The organism is Leifsonia sp. NPDC102414, from assembly GCF_044765685.1.
In the GTDB taxonomy this organism is placed as follows: Bacteria; Actinomycetota; Actinomycetes; order Actinomycetales; family Microbacteriaceae; genus Leifsonia.
Window position 1 is genome coordinate 494,951 of record NZ_JBIWKN010000002.1, and the last position, 12,902, is coordinate 507,852.

The 12,902-nt window shown below is 68.9% G+C and carries 12 protein-coding genes; 11 read left to right on the forward strand and 1 reads right to left on the reverse strand.

The features are described 5' to 3' along the window. The coding region (locus ACIRCZ_RS10670; RefSeq protein ID WP_402852766.1) for a M20/M25/M40 family metallo-hydrolase at positions 1–516 on the forward strand (516 nt) is incomplete at its 5' end. A 19-nt stretch (positions 517–535) separates the two neighbouring features. Here ACIRCZ_RS10670 and ACIRCZ_RS10675 read toward each other — a convergent pair. Then, positions 536–1,627: a C39 family peptidase gene (locus tag ACIRCZ_RS10675; RefSeq protein WP_402852769.1), complete on the reverse strand. Its 1,092-nt coding sequence runs from the start codon at positions 1,625–1,627 to the stop codon at positions 536–538. Positions 1,628–1,947: 320 nt separating this feature from the next. On the opposite strand from ACIRCZ_RS10675, the gene ACIRCZ_RS10680 reads away from it, so the two are divergent. From ACIRCZ_RS10680 to ACIRCZ_RS10725, 10 genes are all read left to right on the forward strand, one after another. Continuing rightward, complete coding sequence (locus ACIRCZ_RS10680; RefSeq protein WP_082581528.1) at positions 1,948–3,804, forward strand: ABC transporter substrate-binding protein; 1,857 nt, start codon at positions 1,948–1,950, stop codon at positions 3,802–3,804. A gap of 69 nt (positions 3,805–3,873) precedes the next feature. Further along, positions 3,874–4,914, forward strand: coding sequence for an ABC transporter permease (locus tag ACIRCZ_RS10685; protein ID WP_055897626.1), 1,041 nt, complete (start codon positions 3,874–3,876; stop codon positions 4,912–4,914). After that, positions 4,911–5,828 (forward strand): ABC transporter permease, encoded by a 918-nt coding sequence (locus tag ACIRCZ_RS10690; RefSeq protein WP_402852773.1) that lies wholly within the window; start codon positions 4,911–4,913, stop codon positions 5,826–5,828. Before ACIRCZ_RS10685 ends, ACIRCZ_RS10690 begins: the two co-directional genes overlap by 4 nt. Next, on the forward strand, positions 5,828–7,474 hold the full coding sequence (locus ACIRCZ_RS10695) for an ABC transporter ATP-binding protein (protein ID WP_055897620.1): 1,647 nt from the start codon (positions 5,828–5,830) through the stop codon (positions 7,472–7,474). Before ACIRCZ_RS10690 ends, ACIRCZ_RS10695 begins: the two co-directional genes overlap by 1 nt. Continuing rightward, positions 7,471–8,442 carry an LD-carboxypeptidase gene (locus ACIRCZ_RS10700; RefSeq protein WP_402852775.1) on the forward strand — a complete coding sequence of 324 codons (972 nt, stop codon included), beginning with the start codon at positions 7,471–7,473 and terminating at the stop codon, positions 8,440–8,442. The genes ACIRCZ_RS10695 and ACIRCZ_RS10700 overlap by 4 nt, the downstream gene beginning before the upstream one ends. Beyond that, positions 8,442–9,266: a serine hydrolase gene (locus ACIRCZ_RS10705; protein WP_402852778.1), complete on the forward strand. Its 825-nt coding sequence runs from the start codon at positions 8,442–8,444 to the stop codon at positions 9,264–9,266. The genes ACIRCZ_RS10700 and ACIRCZ_RS10705 overlap by 1 nt, the downstream gene beginning before the upstream one ends. Then, the gene (locus ACIRCZ_RS10710; protein WP_402852781.1) at positions 9,263–10,075 is read left to right on the forward strand and encodes a serine hydrolase; all 813 of its coding nucleotides are present in this window, start codon (positions 9,263–9,265) and stop codon (positions 10,073–10,075) included. The genes ACIRCZ_RS10705 and ACIRCZ_RS10710 overlap by 4 nt, the downstream gene beginning before the upstream one ends. A gap of 32 nt (positions 10,076–10,107) precedes the next feature. Continuing rightward, the gene (locus ACIRCZ_RS10715; RefSeq protein ID WP_055897608.1) at positions 10,108–10,743 is read left to right on the forward strand and encodes a MurR/RpiR family transcriptional regulator; all 636 of its coding nucleotides are present in this window, start codon (positions 10,108–10,110) and stop codon (positions 10,741–10,743) included. After that, on the forward strand, positions 10,743–12,026 hold the full coding sequence (gene lysA, locus ACIRCZ_RS10720) for a diaminopimelate decarboxylase (protein WP_402852785.1): 1,284 nt from the start codon (positions 10,743–10,745) through the stop codon (positions 12,024–12,026). The genes ACIRCZ_RS10715 and lysA overlap by 1 nt, the downstream gene beginning before the upstream one ends. 63 nt (positions 12,027–12,089) lie before the next feature. Further along, the gene (locus tag ACIRCZ_RS10725; protein WP_402852788.1) at positions 12,090–12,887 is read left to right on the forward strand and encodes a class I SAM-dependent methyltransferase; all 798 of its coding nucleotides are present in this window, start codon (positions 12,090–12,092) and stop codon (positions 12,885–12,887) included. Positions 12,888–12,902: the final 15 nt, after the last annotated feature.

The window sequence follows — 12,902 nt, forward strand, 5'->3', positions numbered from 1 at the left end:
CTGGTGGCGCTCAGGGCCATCGTGGCGGATGCATCGCTGCGCTCGGAGGTGCTCTGCAACGTCGGCACGATCGCGGGCGGCGGCCGGGCGAACGTCATCCCGGCGGAGGCGGAAGCCGAGATCGGGCTGCGGTTCCTGGACGGGCAGGCGGAGGGCGCCGTGCTCGATGCGTTGCGCACGCTCTCCCCGGTGCGAAGCGGGGCGGTCATCGCGACGAAGCTGCTCAGTCATCGCCCCGCCTGGAGCCCGTCGTCCGCCGACGGCGAGCTGCTGTCGGCGATCGCGACCGCCGGCGCGCGCATCGGACAGGTCGTGACCGGCCGGCCGGCGAGCGGCGCTGGAGACACGAACCTTCTCGGGAGCCTCGGCATCCCGACGGTCGACGGCTTCGGCCCGCGTGGCGGCGGCGCTCACGCGGCGACCGAGCATCTGTCGCTCAGCTCGCTCGGCGAACGGATCGACCTGCTCACGGCGGTGCTCGAGAGCCCAGCCGTGCCCGCTCGTCCGGCTCGCTGACCGCCGCTCCGGCGTCACCTCACCACTCCCCTGCCGGGCTCGGCGGCAGCGCGTGGCCGCGCGGCACGATCAGGTAGGCCGTGCGGCGGCTGTGCGACCATGCGTCGTCGAAGGCGCGGCGGGGATAGCTGCGCAGGCCGGAGACGCCGCCGGGATTCGACGGGTCGGCCACCAGCACATCCCCGTCGGGGTCGAAGCCACGGATCACGAGCAGGTGACCTGGGGTGTCGTAGTCCGCGCCGGGGAGCTCGCCTGCAGCGAACGACACGGACGCCACCAGCGGGATGCCGGCATCCGTCAGCGTCCGAGCCGCGTGCAGGGACGACAGCCTCGTCACCAGCGCGTCGAAGCCGAGCGCCCCGGCGACAGCGGCGTTGAACGACCAATTGCCGGTGCCGCCGTATGCCGTGTCGTACACAGCGCGCGCCATCCACGGGACGCGCGGGTCGGCGCCGGGCGGGACGTCTTCGTCCGCTGCGGACGGGATCTCCGCACCCCACGCCGCCGCGACCATTGTCAGCGACGTCGGCGAGCACCAGGCCGGGCCTCCGCCGCCGAGGTCGCCGCGAGCGGGATAGGCGCGCTGGGACAGCGGCTGCACGGCAGCGGCGACGCCGACCGCTCCCGTCGCGGCTCCTGGGCCGAGGGCGGCGGGCCCAGACGCAGCACCAGGGGAGCTGAAGCTCACCGCGGCGAGGCGCAGCGCCTGGCTGTCCGCGGCCTCTCCGAGGGTGACGCGCAGCTGGACAGCGTCGACTCGGCCAGCGCTCCCCGCCGTCAGGACGTCGGTGTCGACCGTCGGCGCCGCGTGCGTGAGACCGGCCTCCGGCCGCGCCAGGCTGCTGCGCTCGCCTTCGCTGCCCCAGTGCGCCAGGGTCTGCCAGGGATGCCAGCGGCCGTCGGCGGTGCGCGCGCGCAGTTCGACCACGGCCGTGGCGGCCGGGTCCAGGTTCCACGACGCGACGGCCTGGTCTGCGCCAGGATCGCCCGCCCATCCCGGTTCGAGCACGCCGGACATCCACTGTCGCCCGGTCCATCCTGCGTCCGTGTCTGCGCGTACCAGCCGGGTGCGCCACATGTCCGGCGGATCGGCCCTCGGTACCCCTGGCATCGCTTCTCCTCGCCTGAGTGGAATTATCCGGTACGGATCATCTTCCACCCGCAACGGATATTCGCGAATACCGGACGGGACGCTGAATGGCACTTTGTTCACGAATCCGGCGTTTTGCGCCGGTTTGGTGTGCGAATCGGGCGATTGCGCGCGCAATTGTGTGCAGAATTCGTGAACTGGCAGTAATGCGCTCCATCCCCGCGCCGTTACGAATTCATTAACATCTGGTACGAATACGTTGACCCGGACGTGCTCCATGCTGTTCCATTACTGCAACCCTCGTGGTCCTGCTCTGGACCTCGGCCGATGGAAGGACTCCCATGCGCACCAGGCACCGCAAACATCTGATCCGCGCGCTGTCATTCGTTGCAGCAGCAGCGATCATCGCCGCACCGGCCGGCGCAGCGAATGCCGCGGAACCGCACAGCGTTCACGCCGCCGACCCGAGCTCGTCCCCCTCGTCCGGCAAGGATGCCAAGACGATGCGGATCGCGACCTCCGGCTTCGTCGACAGCTTCAACCCGTGGACCTCGATCTACCTGCTCCCGACCAACCTCTTCCGCTACATGTACGAGAACCTGGTGCAGAACAGCGACGTCGACGGTTCGCCGACGAAGGGCCTCGCCGACCACTGGAAGGTCGAAGACGGCGGCAAGAAGTGGGTGTACACCCTGCAGGACGGACTCACCTGGTCCGACGGCAAGGCCATCACGTCGGCCGACGTGAAGTACACCTTCGATCAGATGATGACGAACTCCGACCTCGCCGTCGCGAACGGCAACTTCCTCGCCAACTTCTCCGACGTGAAGGCGCCGGACGCCAAGACCGTCGTCATCGACCTCAAGGCACCGCAGGCACCGAACCCGGGCATCGAGGTCCCGATCCTCCCCAAGCACATCTGGGAGAAGATCTCAGATCCCGCCACATACGCGAACGACAAAGACGTCGTCGGCTCCGGCCCCTTCCTGCTGGAGAGCTACAAGGCCAACCAGTTCATCACCATGAAGGCGAACCCGAAGTTCTGGAAGGGCGCCCCGAAGATCGACACGATCCAGTACGTGTACTACACGAACTCGGACGCGCAGGTCCAGGCGCTCCGCTCCGGCGACGTGGACTTCGTGACCGGCCTCACCCCCACCCAGTACCAGGCGTTGAAGGGCGCGGAGGGGATCACCGAGCACTCGGGCATCGGCCGCCGCTTCTCCTCGTTCAGCTTCAACTCCGGGCTGAAGACGGTCGACGGCCAGCCGTTCGGCAACGGAAACCCCGCACTGCAGGACGTGGACGTGCGTCAGGCCATCCGGATGGGCACCGACACAGACACGCTGCTGTCGAAGGTGCTCAACGGCCTCGGCAACCCCGGCACGAGCTTCATCCCGTCGTCGTACCCGCAGTGGACGCTTCCCACCGACGATTCGGCCGTGAAGGCGCTCGCGTACAACCCGGAGAAGGCGAAAGCGAAGCTCGACGCCGCCGGCTGGAAGGCCGGAGCGGACGGCATCCGCGTCAAGGACGGCCAGCGCCTCTCGCTCCGCCTCTTCGTCGACGCCACCGACCCGCAGGAGCAGACCGCCGCGCAGTACTTCCAGCCGTGGATGAAGGCGATCGGCATCGACATCCAGCTGATCTCGACCGACTCCGACACCATCAACGCCGACACGCTGAAAGGCAACTACGACATCTACTTCAGCGGATGGAGCGTCGGGCCCGACCCGGACTACCAGCTCAGCATCAACACCTGCTCGAGCCTGCCGACCAAGACGGACGGCACAGGAGCGACCTCGCAGGACGGCTGGTGCAACCCGGAGTACGACAAGCTCTACAAGGAGCAGCAGACCGAGACGGACGCGAAGAAGCGCGAAGCCATCGTCCAGAAGATGCTGCAGCTCAACTTCACCGACACCGCTCAGATCGTGTACTGGTACGCCAACGGCCTCGAGGCATACCGCTCCGACCGGTTCACGGACTTCCGGATGATGCCGTCGAAGGGCGGGATCATCGCCAACCAGTCCGGCTACTGGGGCTTCATGGACGTCGCCCCCGTCGCAGACGGCTCAAGCAGCGACTCGGGCCCCAACGTCGGCCTTCTCGTCACGGGAGGGGTGATCGTCCTCATCGTGATCGGTGCGATCATCTTCTTCGTGGTGCGCCGACGCAAGAGCGCCGACGTCGAGTAGTCGATCGGGTGGCCGCGGCGGACTCCCGTCGCGGCCACCGCTCTCCCGTCGCGTCAGAAGAGAAGGCATATGAGCAACGCAACCCCCGTCACCGAGGCGGTGATCCTCGAGGAAAAAGGCGAGGCGACCGTCCGCAGCGCCCCCGCGCTGAAATACGCGCTCAACAAGATCGGCGGAGCGGCGATCAGCCTCCTGATGGTGATCGTCCTCGGGTTCTTCGCCTTCAAGATCCTGCCGGGCGACCCGGTCGCCGCGATGGCGCGCGAGCATCCGATGACCTCCGCGCAGATGGCGCAGCTCCGCGAGCAGCTCGGCCTGGACAAGCCGCTCTGGCAACAGTTCGGCGAGTACCTCGGCAACGTCTTCACCCTCAACTTCGGCCAGAGCTACGTCTACAAGCAGAGCGTCGCATCGCTCATCGGCGAGTACTTCTGGAACACGATCCTGCTGACGGGGACGTCCGCGATCCTGGCCATCGCCCTCGGCCTCTGGCTGGGTCAGAAGGCGGGCTGGCGACCCGGCTCGCTGTTCGACAAGGTCACCACCGGCACCTCGCTGGTGCTGTGGTCCGTGCCGACGTTCTGGCTGGCTCTGATCCTGCTGATGGTGTTCGGCGGCACGCTGCACTGGTTCCCCACCGGCGGCATGACGTCTCCCAACCCTCCAGACGACCCGCTCGGCGTCGTGCTCGACGTCGCATCGCACATGGTGCTCCCGGTGATCACGATGGTCGCCGTGGTGTACGCCCAGTACGTGATGGTGATGCGCGCATCCGTGATGGAGGAGAAGAGCGCCGACTACCTGGTCACCGCGCGGGCGAAAGGGCTGAGGGATGACGACCTCCGCAGGCGCCACGCCGTTCCGAACGCCATGCTCCCCACGGTGACGCTGGTGTTCATGCACATCGGCGGGCTCATCGCCGGCGCCGTCACGGTGGAGACCGTCTTCTCCTGGCCCGGTCTCGGCAAACTCACCTACCAGGCGATCCAGGGACCGGACCTGCCTCTGCTGCAGGGCACCTTCGTGGTGTTCTCGGCCATCATCATCGTCATGAACCTCGTCGCGGACTTCGTGTACCGTCGGCTCGACCCGAGAGTGAGGCGCGGATGAGCGGCACCACCGCAACCGCAGCACGTTCACCCCGCAGCATGGCGTGGGCGCGGCGGCGGCACGCCTTCGGCGGCTTCTGCCGGGAGTTCTCCCACAGCCGCGCTGGGATGGCCGGACTGATCTTCCTCGTCGTCGTCATCCTGCTCGCGCTGCTCGCCCCCGTCCTCGCGCCGTCGTGGATGCTCGACGTCACCAAGCTCCTCGACCAGCCGCGCTTCGCTCCCCCGTCGTTCGCGCATCCACTCGGCACCGACGACCAGGGACGCGAACTGTGGGTGCGGATGATCTGGGGCGCCAGGGTCTCGCTGCTCGTCGGCTTCGCCGCCACCGCGGTGTCGATGATCATCGGAACCATCGTCGGCATCGCTGCCGGGCACTTCACCGGCTGGACCGGCGGCCTCCTGATGCGCATCATCGACTTCTTCCTCGTTCTGCCGTCGCTCATCCTCGCGATCGTCCTCTCCTCTGTGCTCTCGCGCGGCGTGTGGACGATCGTCATCGCCATCGGCCTGACCTCGTGGGCCGGAACAGCGCGCGTGGTGCGGGCACAGACCCTCTCTGTCGAATCGCGCGACTACATCGAGCGCGCCAGGGTGCTGGGGGCGGGGCACTGGCACATCATCGTCAAGCACCTGCTTCCCGCCGTGCTGCCGCTCGTGCTCGCGAACACCACGCTCACCGTCGGCTCGGCGATCATCGCGGAGTCGACGCTGTCGTTCCTCGGGCTCGGCGACACCACGCTCCAATCGTGGGGCTCCGTGCTGAAGAACTCGATGGACGTCTCGGCAGCCACCGCCGGCTACTGGTGGTACATCCTCGTGCCCGGTATCGCGATCGTGCTCGTCGTCCTCGCCTTCACCCTCATCGGCCGTGCCGTCGAGACCATCGTGAACCCGACTCTGAGGAGCCGCTGATGCCGGATCTGACCTTCGACGACGTCTGCATCACCTACCGCACAGCCGGGCGAAACGACGAGGGCGAGATCGCCGCGGTGAAGAACGTCTCGCTGGTGCTGCCCGCAGGCGGCACCCTCGGGATCGCCGGCGAGTCCGGATCGGGCAAGTCGACCCTGGCCATGAGCGTCCTGCGTCTCCTGCCCGCGAACGCCAGGCTGGGCGGCCGCGTCCTGATCGGCGACACCGACATCGCAGACCTCCGGTTCGGCGAGCTGAGGGCGCTGCGGTGGGCGGAGGCCTCCATCGTCTTCCAGGGCGCGATGCACTCCCTCAACCCCGTGCGCACGGTCGGCCAGCAGATCGTGGAGGCGCTGGAACTGCACGTCTCCGACGCCTGGCGCACCGACAAAGCCCGCAAGGCGCGCGCACTCGAACTCCTCTACGCCGTCGATCTGGCACCGGCGAAGGCGGAGGCGTATCCGCACGAGCTGTCCGGCGGCCAGAAGCAGCGTGTCATGATCGCGATGGCCCTCGCGTGCGAACCGGACATCATCATCGCCGACGAGCCGACCACGGCCCTCGACGTGATCGTGCAGAAGCAGATCCTGGACATGATCAGCGCCCTGGTCGCCCAGCGCGGCATCTCGATGCTGATGATCAGCCATGACCTGTCGGTGCTCGCGACCGCCTGCGAGCGGATCGCCATCATGCGCGACGGCGAGCTGGTCGAGGTCGGAGACGCGTACGAGGTGTGCACGAGCCCACAGCACCCGTACACCCGGCAGCTGTCGGAGGCGTTCCCGACCATCGGCGACCCCGCGTCACGCCTCAACCCCGTGACCCGCCGCACGGACGCCGTCACGGACAAGACGCGCGAACTCTCGGACGATGTTGTGCTGGAAGCGCGCGGGGTCACCGTGACGTATCACGGGCGGGGCAAACCGCTCGCAGCCGTGAAGGACGTGAACCTGAGCCTCCGGCGGGGCGAGATCCTGGCGCTCGTCGGGCAGTCGGGGTCGGGCAAGACCACGCTGGCCCGCACGATCGTCGGGCTGCAGCGGGCGGACGAGGGGTCGGTCATCCGGTTCCGCGGCAAGGACATCCCGCACCGGGGACGCGCCCTGCGCGACTTCCGCAGCGAGGTGCAGATGGTGCTCCAAGACCCGTCTGCCGCTCTGAACCCGAAGATCAGCGTCTACGAGTCCGTCGCAGAGGGCCTGCGGGTGCAACGCTTCCAGGGCGACGAGCAGGAACGCGTTGCGCAGAGCCTCGCCGACGCCGAGCTGCTCCCGCCGGAACGCTTCTTCCGCGCCATCCCGCAGGAGCTCTCCGGCGGTCAGCGGCAGCGAGCGGTGATCGCCGGCGCGCTGGCGGTCGGCCCGCAACTGCTGGTCGCCGACGAGCCGGTGGCGTCGCTGGACGCCTCGGTGCGCGGCGAGATCCTGGCGCTGCTGCTTTCGCTGCGCGACAGGCTCGACCTGAGCGCCCTCGTGATCACGCACGACCTCGGGCTGGCGTGGAACATCGCCGACACCGTCGCCGTCATGTACGAGGGAGCCATCGTGGAGTACGGACCGACGGAACAGGTGCTGCTCGATCCGCAGCACCCGTACACGCGCCGTCTGCTCGCGGCGGCACCCAGCATCGAGCGGAGGCTGGCATGAGCACGCCGACCATCGCGATCGACAGGTCCGCGTACCTCGACACCGCTCCCCTGCAGCCAGGCGACCGCGTGCGGTTCGTGTCGCCGTCCGGGCTGGGCAGCGCCGAGAGCCTCGAGCGCGCGGTCGGCTACTACCGGGACTGGGGGCTGGAGGTGGTCGTCGGCGAGCACGTGCTCGACCCGCATCCACGCGCGAGCTACCTCGCCGGGGCCGACGACGGACGCCGGCAAGACCTGGTGGATGCGTGGCTCGACCCCGACGCGGACGCCGTGGTGTGCATCAGGGGCGGCTACGGCGCGATGCGGCTGCTCGACGGTCTCGACTGGGGGCAGCTGCGGGATGCTGCGCTCCGTCGCGATGGACGCCCGAAGCTCCTCACCGGATCATCCGACATCACGGCCCTTCACGAGGCGTTCCGGGTGAACCTGGACGTTCCGACGCTGTTCTGCCCGATGGTCGGGAACGACGTGTTCCGCGATTCGGCGTTCGTGCGCGACGATGTGCGACGCTGGCTGTTCGAGCCGTGGCGCGGCCGGGACATCGTCGGCCGGAAGACGTCCGTACTCGTGCCAGGGGTCGCAGAGGGACGGTTCACCGGGGGCAACCTCAGCCTGCTCGCCGGCGCGATGGGCGCGGCGGAGTCGCTCGACCGTCCAGGCGGCATCCTCTTCCTCGAGGACGTCGACGAGGAGACGTACAGGCTCGACGGCTTCCTGGTGCAGCTCGGCCGCGCCGGACGACTGGCGGACGCATCCGGGATCGTCCTCGGGTCGTGGCACAACTGCGGCGACCTCGAAGCGGTGCGGGCGCTCGCGGAGGAGCTGCTGCCGAGCCTCGGCGTGCCTGTGCTGTGGGAGCAGGGCTTCGGGCACGACCCTGACGCCCTCAGCATCCCGCTCAACGTCGACGGAACGCTCGTCGCCCGTCCGGACGAACCCGTCCGGCTGACCATCGGGGGATCGCTCTGATGGCTGTCCGTCTCCCCCCGCTCGACCAGCGGGTGCGGTGGTCGGTCAGCGTGATCGACGCCGTGACAGGAAGCACCCTCGCGACCCACGAGCCTCACGTCGTCTGCGAGACGGCGAGCATCGGCAAAGTGTTCCTGCTGATCGAGGTGGCCCGCGGGCTGGAGGCAGGAGAGCTCGACCCCGACCAGCGCATCGAGATCCCGGAGGAGCATCGCGTCGCCGATTCCGGGCTGCTCTACCGGATGCGCGATCAGCGCGTCACCGTGCTCGACGCCGCCCTGCTCGTCGGCGCCGTCAGCGACAATCTCGCGACCAACGCCCTCCTCTGGCTGTGCGGGCTCGACAGGGTGCGCGCGGTGGCGCCGTCGCTCGGCTTCTCCGACACCTCTCTGCACGACTTCATCCGCAACGAGCGCACCCCCGACCTGCCGTGGACGCCGTCGTACGGCACGGGGGCGGAGCTCGCGCAGCTCATGCGCCAGCTGGGCTCCGGCGACGTGGTCTCGCCCTCCGTCAGCGCGCGTGTGCTGGACTGGCTCTCGGCGGACGTCGACACCTCGATGGTCGCCGATGCGCTCCTCCTCGATCCGCTCGCGCACGTCGACGACGAGTACCAGGGCATGGTGTTGCGCCACAAGACGGGAAGCACCTCCTTCGCCCGCATCGAGATCGGTCACCTCGCCGGCCCCGCAGCGACCGTCGCCTATGCTGTGGCGGCGAACTGGAAGGACTCTGCCGACGATCTGCGCGCGCCCGTGCTGCGCGCCATGCACGGCATCGGCGAGCAGCTGCGCGCGCACGTCACAGGAATCCCAGCCTCGTGAGCGTCCCATTCGAAGACCTCGAACACGACCTGCCCGGGCTCCGGTTCTCGGCGCTCGCTGTCGACATCGACTCGGGTGAGACGCTGTTCAGCCACCGGCCGGACCTCGTCCTCGACACCGCCAGCGTCGGAAAGGTGTTCCTGCTGCACCGGCTGCTCACCGAGGTGGATGCCGGCACCCGCTCCCTCGAGGACCGCGTCACGCGGCGCCCATCGGAGTGGATGGACAACTCCGGACTCTGGTATCTGCTCCAGGCCGACACGCTGTCGCTCTACGACGTGGCCGCGTTGATCGGAGCCGTCAGCGACAATGCGGCCACGAACACGCTCTGCAGGGTGATCGGCCTTCCCACCGTGCAGGAGCACACCCGCGCGCTCGGCTACGAACACTCCGGCCTCGACGACGTCGTCCGCTGGCCCCTGCCTCCTGGCGCCCCGCGGACGCTCTCGCACGCGAACGCCGAGGAGCTCGTGCGCTTCGTCACCAGGACGGCGCACGCCGCCGACCTCAGCGCTGCTTCCTCCGACACGCTGCAGCGCTGGCTCGGCGCCGGCATGGATCTGTCGATGGTGGCCTCCGCGTTCGGCCTCGACCCGCTCGCCCACTACTACTTCGATCGCGACGTGTGGCTCTGGAACAAGACGGGAACGATCTCCACGGTGCGAGCCGACACCGGGCTCGTGATGTCGCCCGGCCGGAGGATCGCGTACGCCGTGCTCGCCAATTGGCAGCGCGGCTCCGAGGTGCGCGACCGCGTGCTCGCGATCATGCGCTCTGCCGGCGATGAACTGCGGAGGCATCTCCTGTGATACTGCTGTCTACGGCTTCGGAAGGGTGAACTGTGAATCCGGGAGAACTCAACAGTCCGCACGAACGATACGACGCCAGGGTGCAGCGCAGATCGGCGCTCGTCCTCAAGCGTCGCGTGGTCGAACAGGAGCGTGAACAGCTCTCGCACGCGCTCGACTGGGCCAAGGACGACCCGTCCTTCGAGCGGATCGCCGCCCTCATCGTCGCCGCCCGCCGCCGCTTCGTGCTCGGCGCGGCCAAGTCGTTCACCTTCGCATCGCTGCTGGCGATGGACCTGAGCGCAGGGCTCGCCAACGTCACGCTCATCGACGGCACGATCGTGCGCCCGCTCGACGTCCTCAGCGACGTGCGCACCAGCGACGTGCTCGTGGCGTTCTCGCTCGCCCGCTACCGCAAGTACACGATCGACATGGCCGAACTGTTCAAGCAGGCCGGCGGCACCCTCGTGGTGATCACCGACGCTCCGGATGCGCCCCTCGTCGCGATCGCGGACGAGTGCCTCGTGGTCGACACGGCGAGCGCGTCGTTCGCGAACTCGCCGACCTCGGTCGCCCTCGTCATCCACATCCTCACCACCCTGACCACGGCGAGCGCGAAGGGCGCAGGTCGCCGGCTCCTCGAACGAGACAGGCTCGGCGAACAGCTCGGCCTGTACGTGGAGGACTAGTGCCCGTCGTCGCCGGGGCCGTCGGCCTCGCGGGGATCGCGGCCGAGTCCGGGACGCCGGTGTGGGTGTACGACGCCGCGAGCATCCGGCACAGGATCGCCGCGCTGCGGTCGTTCGACACGATCCGGTTCGCGCAGAAGGCGTGCTCGAACATCCACATCCTGTCGCTGATGCGGGAGGAGGGGGTGCAGGTGGATGCGGTCTCCGCCGGGGAGCTCGAACGGGCGCGGCGAGCAGGGTATCCGGTGGGCGCTGACGCTGCCCGTGCTGCCGGTGCCGATGAGGACGACGACCCCGTGGTGTTCACCGCCGACGTTCTCGACCGCCCCACCCTTGCGCGCGTGGTGCGCGACAGGGTCACCGTGAACTGCGGGTCGCCGCAGATGCTGGAACAGCTCGGGCAGGCCTCTCCAGGGCATCGCGTCTGGATCAGGGTCAACCCCGGTTTCGGCCACGGGCACAGTCGCAAGACGAACACGGGCGGCGCGTTCAGCAAGCACGGGATCTGGCACGAGGAGCTGGCCGACAGTCTCGCGATCGTCGACCGCTTCGGGCTCGAACTGGCCGGGCTGCACATGCACATCGGCTCGGGGGCCGACTTCGAGCACCTCGCCAGGGTGGCGGATGCGATGGTCGAGCTGGTGATCGCCTCCGGGCGTGACGTGCCGGCGATCTCGGCGGGCGGCGGCTTGCCGGTCCCGTACGCCGAGGACGACCAGGAGCTCGACACCGACGAGTACTTCCGGCTCTGGGATGCGGCCCGCGAGCGCCTGGCTGCGCACCTCGGTCATCCGGTGCGGCTGGAGATCGAGCCCGGACGGTTCCTAGTGGCGTCCTCCGGCGTGCTCGTCGCCGAGGTGCGCGCGTTCAAGCGGGTGGGCGCCAACCGGTTCGTGCTGGTGGATGCCGGCTTCAACGACCTGATGCGGCCTGCGCTGTACGGCGCTGCGCACCGCGTGACGGTCCTCGACGCCGACGGCGCCGAGCGGACGGGAGCGACGACGGAGACCGTGCTCGCCGGCCCGCTCTGCGAGTCAGGCGACGTCTTCACGCAGGCGGAGGGCGGAGAGGTGCTGACGATCCGGCTTCCCGCGGTCGAGGTCAGCGACCTGGTCGTGTTCCACGACGCAGGCGCATACGGGGCGAGCATGTCGTCCACCTACAACTCGCGCCCTCTGGCGCCGGAAGTGCTGGTGGACGGCGGGGCTGCGCGCCTCATCCGTCGGCGGCAGACGATCGAGGACCTGCTGGAGCTGGAGTCGGGCCCGGCGCTGTTGGCGTGATCCTTGCGGGCGCTGACTTGCAGGCCAATGGCGCCGCTCCGCTTCCTGGATGACAGTGGTCTCATGTCCGAAGACAATCGCAGAACAGCTCCGAGGAGCGAGGATGGCAGCGCGGGCGACGCCGACTACGGGAGCATCGGTGTCGACTACGCCCGCTACCGAAGACCGGAACCGGCCTTCGTCGCGGCGATCCAGGACGCTGTGGGAGACGCGACATCGTTGCTGAACATCGGCGCAGGTGCAGGCTCGTACGAACCGGCCGACCTCGACGTGACCGCCGTCGAGCCCAGCGCCGCGATGCGCGCGCAACGGCCAGCAGGCTCCGCTCCCGTTATCGACGCCGTCGCCGAGCACCTTCCGTTCCCCGACGCCGCCTTCGACGCATCCCTCGCCTCGTTCACCGTCCACCAGTGGCGCGACCTGCACGCCGGCCTGCGCGAGGCGCGCCGGGTCACGAGCGGACCTGTCGTGATCCTCACCTGCGACCCGGACGCGCTGCGGTCGTCCTGGCTGAACGACTACGCGCCGGAGGTCATCGCGACCGAGGCAGGGCGATACCCGTCCATCGCCGACCTCCGGTCAGGCCTCGGCGGGACGGTGACGGTCACGCCGGTGCCGATCCCACTGGAGTGCACAGACGGCTTCTCCGAGGCGTACTACGGCAGACCGGAGGAACTCCTCGACCCAGGCGCCCGGCTGGCGAACTCCGCCTGGAGCTTCGTCGGCCGGGCCGTCCACGACCGGTTCGAGCGCACCCTCCGCGCCGACCTCGCCAGCGGAGCGTGGGACGCCACGCACGGTCACCTGCGCACCCAGCCATCGTTCGACGGGTCGCTTCGCTTGATCGTTGGGAAGCCCTGAACGTCCCGGTGGGTC

Bases quoted from the DNA above. Each gene is read 5' to 3' on its own strand.
- ACIRCZ_RS10690 (WP_402852773.1), top strand. From the start codon at position 4,911: ATGAGCGGCACCACCGCAACCGCAGCACGTTCACCCCGCAGCATGGCG.
- ACIRCZ_RS10685 (WP_055897626.1), top strand. From the start codon at position 3,874: ATGAGCAACGCAACCCCCGTCACCGAGGCGGTGATCCTCGAGGAAAAA.
- ACIRCZ_RS10680 (WP_082581528.1), top strand. From the start codon at position 1,948: ATGCGCACCAGGCACCGCAAACATCTGATCCGCGCGCTGTCATTCGTT.
- ACIRCZ_RS10725 (WP_402852788.1), top strand. From the start codon at position 12,090: ATGTCCGAAGACAATCGCAGAACAGCTCCGAGGAGCGAGGATGGCAGC.
- ACIRCZ_RS10695 (WP_055897620.1), top strand. From the start codon at position 5,828: ATGCCGGATCTGACCTTCGACGACGTCTGCATCACCTACCGCACAGCC.
- ACIRCZ_RS10675 (WP_402852769.1), bottom strand. From the start codon at position 1,627: ATGCCAGGGGTACCGAGGGCCGATCCGCCGGACATGTGGCGCACCCGG.
- ACIRCZ_RS10700 (WP_402852775.1), top strand. From the start codon at position 7,471: ATGAGCACGCCGACCATCGCGATCGACAGGTCCGCGTACCTCGACACC.
- ACIRCZ_RS10705 (WP_402852778.1), top strand. From the start codon at position 8,442: ATGGCTGTCCGTCTCCCCCCGCTCGACCAGCGGGTGCGGTGGTCGGTC.